Source organism: Gilliamella sp. B3892 (assembly GCF_026536305.1).
In the GTDB taxonomy this organism is placed as follows: domain Bacteria; phylum Pseudomonadota; class Gammaproteobacteria; order Enterobacterales; family Orbaceae; genus Gilliamella.
Window position 1 is genome coordinate 92,091 of sequence record NZ_JAFNOK010000005.1, and the last position, 11,734, is coordinate 103,824.

The 11,734-nt window shown below is 39.0% G+C and carries 11 protein-coding genes; 8 read left to right on the plus strand and 3 right to left on the minus strand.

The genetic code is table 11. The features are described 5' to 3' along the window. Window positions 1–7: 7 nt before the first annotated feature. The 3 genes from nirC to nirB are packed head-to-tail and all read right to left on the minus strand — an operon-like array spanning window position 8 to window position 3,669. Window positions 8–781: a nitrite transporter NirC gene (nirC, locus tag J3U74_RS06830; RefSeq protein WP_267329625.1), complete on the minus strand. Its 774-nt coding sequence runs from the start codon at window positions 779–781 to the stop codon at window positions 8–10. A gap of 25 nt (window positions 782–806) precedes the next feature. Beyond that, window positions 807–1,142 carry a nitrite reductase small subunit NirD gene (gene nirD, locus J3U74_RS06835; protein ID WP_267329624.1) on the minus strand — a complete coding sequence of 112 codons (336 nt, stop codon included), beginning with the start codon at window positions 1,140–1,142 and terminating at the stop codon, window positions 807–809. Between the two features lies 1 nt (window position 1,143). Beyond that, the gene (nirB, locus tag J3U74_RS06840) at window positions 1,144–3,669 is read right to left on the minus strand and encodes a nitrite reductase large subunit NirB (protein WP_267329623.1); all 2,526 of its coding nucleotides are present in this window, start codon (window positions 3,667–3,669) and stop codon (window positions 1,144–1,146) included. Between the two features lie 559 nt (window positions 3,670–4,228). On the opposite strand from nirB, the gene J3U74_RS06845 reads away from it, so the two are divergent. The 8 genes from J3U74_RS06845 (at window position 4,229) to J3U74_RS06880 (ending at window position 11,730) form a co-directional block, all read left to right on the plus strand. Next, entirely contained in the window at window positions 4,229–4,726 is a 498-nt protein-coding gene (locus tag J3U74_RS06845) for a MarR family winged helix-turn-helix transcriptional regulator (RefSeq protein ID WP_220218671.1), read from the plus strand. Between the two features lie 76 nt (window positions 4,727–4,802). Next, window positions 4,803–5,915 (plus strand): HlyD family secretion protein, encoded by a 1,113-nt coding sequence (locus tag J3U74_RS06850; protein WP_267329622.1) that lies wholly within the window; start codon window positions 4,803–4,805, stop codon window positions 5,913–5,915. Continuing rightward, on the plus strand, window positions 5,912–7,081 hold the full coding sequence (locus J3U74_RS06855; RefSeq protein WP_267329621.1) for an ABC transporter permease: 1,170 nt from the start codon (window positions 5,912–5,914) through the stop codon (window positions 7,079–7,081). Before J3U74_RS06850 ends, J3U74_RS06855 begins: the two co-directional genes overlap by 4 nt. 431 nt (window positions 7,082–7,512) lie before the next feature. Next, window positions 7,513–8,295 carry a transcriptional repressor AgaR gene (gene agaR / locus J3U74_RS06860; RefSeq protein WP_220218668.1) on the plus strand — a complete coding sequence of 261 codons (783 nt, stop codon included), beginning with the start codon at window positions 7,513–7,515 and terminating at the stop codon, window positions 8,293–8,295. A 50-nt stretch (window positions 8,296–8,345) separates the two neighbouring features. Then, the gene (locus J3U74_RS06865; protein WP_267329620.1) at window positions 8,346–9,512 is read left to right on the plus strand and encodes an SIS domain-containing protein; all 1,167 of its coding nucleotides are present in this window, start codon (window positions 8,346–8,348) and stop codon (window positions 9,510–9,512) included. A 45-nt stretch (window positions 9,513–9,557) separates the two neighbouring features. Beyond that, on the plus strand, window positions 9,558–10,046 hold the full coding sequence (agaV, locus tag J3U74_RS06870) for a PTS N-acetylgalactosamine transporter subunit IIB (RefSeq protein WP_267329619.1): 489 nt from the start codon (window positions 9,558–9,560) through the stop codon (window positions 10,044–10,046). Between the two features lie 15 nt (window positions 10,047–10,061). Further along, window positions 10,062–10,844, plus strand: coding sequence for a PTS N-acetylgalactosamine transporter subunit IIC (agaW, locus tag J3U74_RS06875; protein ID WP_220218665.1), 783 nt, complete (start codon window positions 10,062–10,064; stop codon window positions 10,842–10,844). Beyond that, window positions 10,834–11,730: a PTS system mannose/fructose/sorbose family transporter subunit IID gene (locus tag J3U74_RS06880; protein WP_220218664.1), complete on the plus strand. Its 897-nt coding sequence runs from the start codon at window positions 10,834–10,836 to the stop codon at window positions 11,728–11,730. The genes agaW and J3U74_RS06880 overlap by 11 nt, the downstream gene beginning before the upstream one ends. Window positions 11,731–11,734 lie beyond the last annotated feature (4 nt).

The following is an 11,734-nucleotide window of genomic DNA, read 5'->3' on the forward strand; positions in this document are numbered from 1 at the left end:
GGCGCTGTTATCCTTTTGGTCGCTCTGTTTTAGGCGTTGAATACCAGTATCCTAATCCCATAAAGACCGCACCGGAAACAATATTACCCAGCGAGACCCAAAGTAAATTATGACCGATACCCACTAAATTATAAGCTTCACTATGATCACCAAACCATGAAAGTGAAAACAACGTCATATTGGCAACGGAATGTTCATAACCACAAGCAATAAAAGCAAGTAAACACCACCAAATGGCAATAAATTTGGCTGACCCTTCAACACGATTTGCCATCCAAATGGCTAAACACACTAACCAGTTACACAAAATGCCACGAAAAAATAGCGCACTCGCCGGTGCCATTGTTTTAGCCAGTGCAGCGCTATGCACTAAGCTGGTATTGACTGATAATAATGGTGTTGAGGCATAAAAATATAATGCGGCTACAAAAATAGATCCCAATAAATTAGCTAACCACGTCTGCGGTAAAACAAGCCACATTTGCTTATTTGTGATCTTGTTACATTTAACACCAAAAGTTAAAAACATGGTGTGACCAGTAAACAACTCTGACCCGGCGATAACAACTAAAGTTAAGGCGATACCAAATGTTGCACCCATAACTAACGGTCTTAACGAAGGATCGAGCAAATTGCCTAATGTGAAAATTAAAATAATGCCAAGACCAACATAAGCGCCCGCCATAGCAGAACTTAACCAAAACCCAAATGGATTAGTTTTGGCTAAACGAACAATACGTGCTGCATTAGTAGCACATTTATTAATTGTTTCGGTATACATAACTATCTAAACCTTTAAAACTGTTTTAACAAGACGATTTAATTTCAACAAAACCGTCTGCATTCACTTTGACTTGATAATGTGCAATTGAGTATTTAGCATCATCGATGCAATAGCCATCTTTCAAACGAAAACGCTGTTTTTTTAATGGGCTTGCAACATACAACTCATTTTCATGCTGTCCAATAATGCCTCGCGATAATACACTTGCTTCGGCAAAAGGATCGATATTACTGATAGCATAAAGTTCAGCGGTATCATAAGGGCGAAAAATGGCCACATGCTCATTACCAACCAATGCACACACCCCTGTTTCAGGTAAAATGTCATCAAGTTTACAAATGGTTATCCATTGACTCATATTATTGCTCCTCTAACATTGCTTTACGTTCTGCTGCTGTCGCCGGGCGATGTTGTTCTCGTTCTGCGATAAATTGCACATTATCATCACGCTGATTACTATTAATAAAATGGCTAAATCGTTGTTGATTCTCTTGATGCTCAACGGTCTGTTTCCATTCACAAACCGTTAACTTGCGTAATCGTGTCATCTCTTTTTCAAGCTCGTCATTAATGCCAAGCTTATTATCAATAATGACACTTCGTAAATAATCAATTCCGCCGTCTAAATTCTCCAGCCACACAGATGTTCGCTGTAATTTATCCGCAGTACGAATATAGAACATAATAAAACGGTCAAGATATTGAATTAAAGTTTGCTTATCCAAATCAGCGGCAAGCAAATCAGCATGTCGTGGCTTCATACCGCCGTTACCACAGACATAAAGATTCCAACCCTTCTCCGTTGCGATAACACCAATATCTTTACCTTGCGCTTCAGCGCATTCACGGGTACAGCCGGAAACACCAAGTTTAAATTTATGCGGTGCACGGATACCTTTATAGCGATTTTCCAGTTCAACACCCAAACCGACACTATCGCCTACACCATAGCGACACCAAGTGCTACCAACACACGTTTTAGCCATTCTAAGTGCTTTAGCATAAGCATAACCACTTTCAAAACCGGCATCGATTAACTCTTTCCAAATAGCTGGCAAATCATCTTTTTGTGCGCCAAACAGTCCGATACGTTGTGAGCCGGTTATTTTTGAATAGAGATGATATTTTTTGGCAATTTGACCAACAGCAATCAAGCCTTCTGGTGTGATTTCACCACCGGCACTACGAGGAATAACCGAATAAGTTCCATTTTTTTGAATATTACCCAAAAAGATATCATTACTATCTTGCAACGGGATTAAATTTTGTTTGAGGATATAATCATTCCAACAAGAAGCCAGTAGTGAACCAATGGTTGGCTTACACACTTCGCAACCATAACCACTACCATGTTTTTTAATCACTTCATTGAACGATTTTAACCCTTCAACACGAATCAAATGGTATAACTCTTGACGTGAATATTTGAAATGCTCACATAAAGCATGACTGACTTCGATACCTTGTTTAGCTAATTCTGAGTTTAATAGCTGAGTCACTAATGGAATACAACCACCGCAACCTGTACCAGCTTTAGTTTCAGCCTTGATTGCCGCAACCGTATGACAACCAGCATGAATCGCATCGATAATTTTTGCTTTGGTGACATCAAAACATGAGCAAATTTGTGCCGTATCTGGCAATGCCTCAACCCCCATGGCAGGTTTAGCCCCTGCATGAGCAGGTAAAATTAAGGTATCGGGATGCTCAGGAAGATCCATTTCATTTAACATTAACTGTAATAAATTACTGTAATCTGCCGTATCACCGACTAACACCGCACCCAATAATCTTTTATTATCACCGCTAACCACCAGCTTTTTATAAACAGGTGCATTTTCATCTAAGTACACATAACTTCGGCTGTTTGGTGTTTTACCTTTAGCATCACCAATGCTACCAACATCAACACCCATTAATTTCAATTTAGCGCTCATATCAGCACCGTTAAATTGGCTTTGCTCACCGATTAAATGGGCAAGTGCGACCCCAGCCATTTTATAGCCGGGCGCCACTAAACCAAACACCTTACCTTGCCAGCATGCGCACTCACCAATAGCGTAAATATCCGGATCTGAGGTTTGGCAATTATCATTAACAACAATGCCGCCTCGTTGACCAATCTCAAGCTGACAATCTTTAGCCAGTTGATCATTTGGTCTGATGCCGGTTGAAAACACGATAAAATCGACTTCCAGTGCAGAGCCATCAGCAAACTGCATAATCTTACCGGACGGCGTATGCACAATTTCTTGTGTATTTTTACAGGTATGAACGCCAACGCCCATTTCCTCGATTTTACGACGTAGTTGCTCACCACCCATAACATCCAGTTGTTCAGCCATTAATACCGGCGCAAATTCAACAACATGCGTTGCAACACCTAAATTTTTAAGCGCTCCGGCAGCCTCTAGCCCAAGTAAGCCCCCACCAACAACGGCGCCCGACTTACTACGCTTAGCACATTCGGCGATAGCATCAAGGTCTTCTATTGTTCGATAAACAAAACAATCACAACCATTTGCCCCTTCAATAGGTGGAACCCAAGGATAAGATCCCGTTGCAATAATTAACTTATCATAAGAAACAATACGACCGGTTTGCGAGTGAATCTCTTTACGTTGACGATTAATTAAGATAGCGCGCTCATTAAGTAGTACATTGATATTGTTTTCTTCATAAAGTCCAGCTCGAACAAGTGAAAGTGCTTCAGCGGTATAGTCAGAAAAATAAGAAGAAAGATGCACACGGTCATAAGCAAGGCGAGGCTCTTCACAAAAGATAGTAATATTGAACTGATCAGACAACGATTTACCAACTAACTCCTCGATAAAGCGGTGCCCAACCATCCCATTACCAATGATAACGAGATTGGTTTTACTCATACAAATGCTCCAATTTTATTTTAATTCAATTATTTAATTTATTACTGATAGCTATTGTATGTGACTTTGACAAGAATATAATTACCCTCAAGGATTACCACTTTAGTAGTAATCCACAGAACAATATTTAAAACAAAGAATTACAGATAACGGCTTCATGACTTTATCGAATTTGGTTAGGTTGATATTGCACTCGATTTTGTTATCAATAATCACCAATCAAAAAATCAGCATTAATATACTTACTAAGTACTACTTGTCATGAAAGATAACAGTCTATGATTTAAGCATGATCAGATTAAAAAGCAGCTGGTTTAACGATGAAGAAAGTTCCCGGTTATTAATTAAATATAGTCAACTATAAGGCTGACCAAAATAGCAAAGTAAGCACTTAATCACGTTACAAGTGATGTCATAAAAACCTTAATTATCAATACAATCGCTAATAAATTATCAGGAGATTGATTAACACCATTTTAAGTTAAAAAACAACAAATTTTGTTGCCAATTGAGATTAAAATAGTATAATTAGCCGACTAAATAAATTGAGTAGTGATAATTGAATTACAAGTCTAGAGTACTTCCGTCTCGTGAAACCTTAGCACGAGCTCAAAGATTTAATGATGAAATTGTCGATGTTTCAGGCGTCGATCTCGTTTTAAGCTTGATTACCACAGCTGATTTAATACGATCTAATATTTATGCACAACTTGCTAAAGATTATGATGTTTCTGAAGGCAAGTTTGCCTTATTAATGTCACTGTTTTCCGAAGGTGAAACTTGTGCAAGTGATCTTGCATTACGTATAGGAGTGACACCAGCAACAGTATCGGTAATGGTTAAACGAATGCTAGCAGCAACCAACCCACTTATATCCATGACAAAAAATGATGAAGATGGCCGGTCACGTTTAATTACATTAACACAAGCAGGCATAACATTAATTCAAAATGCATTACCCAATCACCTAAAATCGATTCGTGCTTTTGCTCAGGTTTTAAATCCACAAGAACAAGAATCTTTAATATTGATGTTACGTAAATTATTACGAAAATAACTGACTTTATTAGCATAAAGTCATCTTACTTTACTTAAATACTTAGCTGACTAAATAAATGGAAAATAAGCTATATATGAAAAAAAATATCAAAATCCCAGTTATATTTTTATTAATATTAACTTTTGCATCATTCTTAATCTTTTTAGGCTCACGAAACGACGCTGTAACTGTTGCCAAAAGCATCAAATCTGGCGTATTAACTGCTGATGAGATTAACATTGCCTTTCAAAATGTGGGCGGAAAACTCATTAAACGTTACGTGCAAGAGTCACAAATAGTGAAAAAGGGTGATCTTTTAATGCAACTCGAAGATGTCGATACAAAATTAGCTATTAACCGTGTTCAAGCACAAGTTGACAGCCAAAAGGCAATGGTTGCCCAAGAGCAAGCCGCTATTGAAATCACCGAAAATGAAACTAACCTAAATGAGTTATCAACATGGCGTAAAATTGAAGAGGTTAAAGCCAATTTAGAAGCGGCAAAATCGACAGAAAATTTAAATCGCATTGAGTATAACCGTTACATGCAAATGCGTAAGGGCGGTAACACATCGCAATCGCAACTCGATAATGTCAGTAATGCTTATACCGCATCAAAAATGCAAGTGTTGCAAATTAAAAGCCAGCTATCAACACTGATGATTGGTGCAACACCAGAGCAAGTCAGCCAGTTTGAACAAACACAAGATGCAACCGGTATGACTTTACAATCAATCACCATTGCCAGACAAAAACTGCAAAATCGCCAAAATCAGTTAGCTCAACTCAAAGCACAACTGGCTCAAGCTGAAACAGAATTAGAACAGTTACAAATCAATTATAAACGTCTTACTTTAACTGCTCCGGAAGACGGTAAAGTTTTAAAACTGATGTTTGAAGATGGCGAAATGGTACCAAATGGTGCGCCAGCGGTATTGTTAGAAACCGATCGAAAATATATCGACATTTATGTTAACGAAAAAATGGTCAACGATTATCAGCCCGGCACCATGGTAAAAGCCAATGTTATTGCACTTGATAAAGAAGTAAAAGGTAAAGTTCGTTTTGCAACTGCCGCACCGTCTTTCGCTGACCTCCGTATGACACGCGAACGTGGGCAAGCGGATTTAACTTCTTACCAAGTCAGAATTTATATGGAATCTATTCCACATCTATTAACCGGAATGACACTTGAGGTCGATCAATGATGCAAAACATCATTAAATCTATTCTTGAAGAGCTTGACGCAATGTTGTCAGGCCATTTTATACCTTACTATAAAGTTGCCATTGGCTTAGCGGCAATTGTTGCGCTGGTTTTCTCAATAGTACTGAGTCACGGCGCTGTATTTGAAGGCAAAATTGCCGTTATTGATCTTGACGGTTCGAACTATTCAACCGAACTAATTAGTAAAGTGAATACTTCGCCTTACATTGAAGTTTCCGAAGTTATTCGCTCACCGGTAAACCCAATTACCTTAGTTTCGCATGATCGTAATTTAGGCGTGTTATACATTCCTAAAGGTTTAGAAAAAAGCCTAAAACGAGGTGATCAAACTGTTCGTTTAGGTTATTTTGCCGATGATACTAATGACGCGCAAAACGCTAAAGTATTACAAAGCCTTAATGAATATATCCCAGAATTAGGTGCCGAACTGAGTGTCGGTAAAGTTGATGCATTAGGATTAGGACGTGAAGCTACTGAAGCGACCTTATCGCCAATGCAACTTAAAACACGGTATATGTTTAACCCAGCCAGTTCATCAACAATATCAACTATCATCTACTTTGTGTACTTTTTCTCATCACTGACTTATGGATTAACCTCACTGATGATTGTTGGTCGACTAAAAGTTACCGGCATGTGGGAAATGGCATTAGAACGAGGGTTTGTATCACTTTTAGCAAGAACGATCCCCTACGCACTTTTTTATACAACAGGATTAACCTTAATTACCGCAGTGCTGGTGATTTTTGGGCAATTGCGTTTTGACGGTAACTATTTTGCATTTCTTCCGAGTATCTTTATGACCGGACTGGCTTTCGGTTGGCTAGGCTTACTCCTATCTTGGACAACCAATAACCCGGGCGAAGGTGCCAGCCGGATGATTTTCCTAGTACCACCAGGATTTATTATGGGCGGTTCAACCATGGCGGTCGGCATAATGCCAATTTGGACTTACTATGTCAGCCATGCATTTCCTTTAGTCTGGTTATTTCGATTCTTCCGCGATTTTGCCATGCGAGGGCGATCATTGGTTGATATGCTAGCAACTTATGGTATGTACATTATCTATTTAACTGTGATTGCTTTTGTCGTGATGTTAGTGGTTGAACGGGTAAAAAAACCAGCAGAGCAAGCGCAATTAAATTAATCTATTCAAACATAAGTTATTGAAACACCCTAGGGTTTCAATAACTTTCTTTTTTTTCGCTGTTTTCTTTTTGGTTTTTACACTAAAAATAGCTTCAATATTTGGGTAAACAGCTCAAAGCCTTTAGGTATATTGGGTATTAATTGCTCATTTTGTGATATTCATCACACTTCAAAATGAAATTAGCCTTATTTTTATCATTCTAAAATATTTTTCTTATCGTCACTAATTTTGCCTTAATTGATTGAATTATCGAAGCAATATTACCTTTCCTTGCCGCTAAAGGGCACCTTTCCCCCTTTCAATTCATTTCAAACGAAAGCATTTTCTGTTCTTTTTTAACAAAATGAGTTTTGTGACTTATTTATCGTTTTTCGATCCTTTTCGTATGTTTAAATCGAATAACACAATGAAAACAAATTAAGAATTATATGAATAATGAAATAATTAACGCACTACAACGACGAGAAAAAATTATTCACCTCCTCGGTAAAAAAAACACAGTAACAGTTAACAAACTCAGTAAATTATTTAACGTTTCAACTGTCACCATTCGCAATGACCTGCGTTACTTAGAGCAAAAAGGTTGTGTATTACGCTCCTACGGTGGCGCAATGCTAAACAAAACTTTTGCTTTCGATCGCCCTTTATTGGATAAAAGTCGCATTAATTCAACCATTAAAAACAAAATCGCTCAAAAAGCGGCAGCAATGGTGCACGACGGCGATCGAATTATCCTCGACTCAGGCTCAACGACAGCGGCGATGGTGCCCTATTTACGCCAAAAACAAAATCTTATTGTCTTTACTAATGCCATTAATATTGCCTACGACTTATCAACTAATACCGATATTGAAGTAATTATTGCCGGCGGCAATATTCGCAAAAATGCTTACTCCATTTCGGGACCTACCGTTGAACAGCAATTAAAAATGTACCACTTCAATAAACTCTTTTTAGGTGTTGACGGATTTGATTTAAGCGCCGGCATTACCACCCCTAATTTTGGTGAAGCATCGGTTAACCGTGTCATGTGTCAGGTTTCGGGGCAAATTATCGCTGTCACCGACTCAAGCAAATTTGGTCGTAAAAGCTTTTGTATGATTGAAAAGATTAACCCAATTGAAACACTGGTCACTGACTCAAAAATCCCCAAAGAATACTTAACGCAATTACATACTTTAGGCATTAATGTTGTTATTGCAGATATATAAACAGCCTCTTTTTTTAACCAGATAAACACTTAATAAATAGGATAAAGAACATGCAAAAATATTTAGATTACTCATTAGATTGGCTCACAAAACATGGCGCAGAAAATACCGCTAAAGAGATTTGCCAACAACCCCAAATTTGGCGGGACTTATTAGAAATCATTACCCAACAACACGAGCAGTTAAACGCATTTTTACAGCCATTACTTGCCGATCCCGATCTGGAAATCATTCTAACAGGCGCCGGCTCCTCTGCTTTTGGTGGCGTTGCGCTGGCACCTTGGTTAAGAGAGCATACAAAGCGTAATGTCCGTGCATATGGCACAACTGAAATTGTTGCTGATCCATTGCAATATTTATCACCGAATAAAAAAACATTAGTGGTATCTTTTGCTCGCTCCGGTAACAGTCCGGAAAGTATCGCAACGGTAAAATTAGCCGATCAATTAGTATCAGATTGCTATCACCTATTTTTAACCTGTAATCCAACCTGCGCACTAACCGATTATGCGCATGAAAAAAACGACCCTAAACGTATATTGCAATTTGTTATGCCTGAAGGATCACATGATTTAGGTTTTGCCATGACTTCAAGTATCAGCAGCATGATGTTAGCCACGTTATTACTACTTGGTGATATTGGCCATGACGATGCTTGTAAGACAGTTACAACCATTGCCAACATCTGTGAAGATAAAATTTTAACCTGGCAACCTATTACCAAACAACTTGCACAACAACCACATGAGCGAGTGATTTATGTTGGCAGTAGTTGCTTTACCGGTGTAGCACAAGAATCAGCTTTAAAAATTTTAGAATTAACCGCCGGCAAAATAGCCAGCCGCTTTGATTCAATACTAGGGTTACGCCATGGGCCTAAATTTATGGTTGATTCGAGCAGTTTAGTGGTCTGCTTTTTCTCTAACGATCCTTACATTCGTCAATATGATAACGATTTATACAATGAGCTAGCACATGACAAGATCGCTATGGATGTGATCGCCCTCAGTGGTCAACCTAGTTCAGACAAACAGATGCAGGTAATCGATTGCCCATTGGCGGATTGTTGGTTGATGTTCCCGTATCTGCTTTTTGCACAAATGTTAGCCTTTGAAAAATCACTAAGGTTTGAATTAACCCCAGATAATCCTTGCCCAACAGGCGAAGTAAATCGGGTTGTAAAAGGCGTACATATTTATCCGTTTAATCAAAAATAAGCAATTTAATCGATTTAACAAATCAACAAAAGGATACAAAAACATATGAGCACACCTAATATTCTTATGACACGTATTGATAATCGTTTAGTGCATGGTCAAGTTGGTGTGACTTGGGTCAATGCGCTAGGCGCTAATCTACTGTTAGTTGCCAATGACAGCGCAGCGCAAGATCCGGTTCAACAAAGCCTAATGGATATGGTTATCTCACAAGGAATCCAAACCCGATATTTCACCTTACAAAAAACAATCGACATTATTGGCAAAGCCGCAGAACGGCAAAAAATATTTATTGTTTGTAAAACCCCGCAAGACGTATTAACACTGGTTCAAGGTGGAGTACCTATCAAATTTGTCAATGTCGGCAATATGCACTTTTCGGAGGGAAAAAAGCAAATTCACAAAACGGTATCAGTTGATGACGATGATATCGCCGCTTTTAAAGCGCTGACGCAATTAGGCGTCACCTGCGAAATTCGTCGTGTACCTGATGAAACAGGCGAAAACATTACTGATTTACTTAATCTAACTTAAGACAGGGAGCAAACTATGTTATTCGATGCATTGTTAATTGGATTACTCGCCGGTATTGCAGGTGTCGACCTATTTGACGGACTCACTCACTTACACAGACCAATCGTGATTGGTCCATTAGTTGGTCTGATATTAGGCGATATCCAAACCGGCTTATATGTTGGGGGATCACTCGAACTGGTATGGATGGGAATGGTACCTTTAGCCGGCGCTCAACCGCCCAATGTGGTAATCGGTGGCGTGATTGGTACCACTTTTGCCATTTTAACTGATGCCGATCCTAAAGTTGCCATTGGTATTGCCGTACCATTTGCCATTGCGGTACAAGGTTGTATCACCATTTTATTTACTATCTATTCGCCGATGATGCATAAATGTGATCGCTTTGTCGATAAACTCAATTTCAAAGGAATTGAATGGGTTAACTACTTAGGCATGATTATTCTATTTTGTTTCTATTTTATTGTGGCATTTTTGCCGATCTATTTCGGCGCCGATGCGGCAACCGCATTAGTTGAAAAATCGCCTAAATGGCTACTCGACGGCTTAAGCGTTGCTGGCGGAATGATGCCTGCGATCGGTTTTGCCATGTTAATGAAAATAATGATGAAAAAAACATATGTTGCCTACTTTATTCTCGGCTTTTTAGGTGTGACATATCTTAACTTACCGATTTTGGCTATTGCCTTAGGCGCTTTAGCCATTGCCATGATTGATTTTTATAATGGTAGCCGAAATAACAATGACAATACCCCGTCAGAAAACACAAATGCAATGGAGGTGGAAGATGGAATTTAACCATGATGAAGATAAAAAAATGGCCGAAAAAGCAGAAAAACGTATGGCACAAGCATTAGCAACAAGTAAAGGCACGTCCGATACTTACATCGATCAAAGTCAGGATGTGATATTAACTAAAGGTGATATCAACCGTATGGCGTTTCGATCACTGGCACTTCAGGCCTCTTTTAACTACGAACGTATGCAAGCAGGTGGCTGGCTTTATACTATCTTACCGGCACTGCGCAAAATCCATAAAAATAAAGATGATTTAAAAAACGCCATGCACATGCATATGGAGTTTATTAATGTTCACCCTTTCGATGCCACTTTTTTATCCGGCTTAGTGCTGGCAATGGAACGAGGTAAAGAGAACATTTCAACCATACGAGCGGTCAAAGTTGCCTTAATGGGGCCATTAGGCGGGATTGGTGATGCACTGTTTTGGTTAACATTACTGCCGATATGTGCCGGCATTGGTGCGTCGTTAGCTTTAGAGGGCAGTTTGTTTGGACCCATCATTTTTCTATTAATGTTCAATATCGTCCATTTTGGTTTACGTTTTGGTCTTGCACATTATGGCTATCATGCAGGTACCAGCGCATTGCCTTTATTAAAAACCCATACCAAACGCATTTCACATGCTGCTTCAATTGTTGGTATGACGGTAATTGGCGCATTAGTGGCGTCGTATGTACATCTCACCACACCGTTAGAAATTAACGCCGGTCAAGCCCATATTGCACTGCAAGCTGAAGTGTTAGATAAATTGATGCCAAATCTATTACCACTAGGCTTTACGCTAGCGGTTTACAGCTTGATGAAGCGTAACTTTTCGCCCGTCAAATTAATTGGTTTAACCGTGATTATCGGGGTGGTAGGTAAATTAGTGGGCTTTTTATAAGGGG

Coding starts and splice junctions, on each gene's coding strand:
- nirC (WP_267329625.1), bottom strand. CDS start 781: ATGTATACCGAAACAATTAATAAATGTGCTACTAATGCAGCACGTATT.
- nirD (WP_267329624.1), bottom strand. CDS start 1,142: ATGAGTCAATGGATAACCATTTGTAAACTTGATGACATTTTACCTGAA.
- nirB (WP_267329623.1), bottom strand. CDS start 3,669: ATGAGTAAAACCAATCTCGTTATCATTGGTAATGGGATGGTTGGGCAC.
- J3U74_RS06850 (WP_267329622.1), top strand. CDS start 4,803: ATGAAAAAAAATATCAAAATCCCAGTTATATTTTTATTAATATTAACT.
- J3U74_RS06855 (WP_267329621.1), top strand. CDS start 5,912: ATGATGCAAAACATCATTAAATCTATTCTTGAAGAGCTTGACGCAATG.
- agaR (WP_220218668.1), top strand. CDS start 7,513: ATGAATAATGAAATAATTAACGCACTACAACGACGAGAAAAAATTATT.
- J3U74_RS06865 (WP_267329620.1), top strand. CDS start 8,346: ATGCAAAAATATTTAGATTACTCATTAGATTGGCTCACAAAACATGGC.
- agaV (WP_267329619.1), top strand. CDS start 9,558: ATGAGCACACCTAATATTCTTATGACACGTATTGATAATCGTTTAGTG.
- agaW (WP_220218665.1), top strand. CDS start 10,062: ATGTTATTCGATGCATTGTTAATTGGATTACTCGCCGGTATTGCAGGT.
- J3U74_RS06880 (WP_220218664.1), top strand. CDS start 10,834: ATGGAATTTAACCATGATGAAGATAAAAAAATGGCCGAAAAAGCAGAA.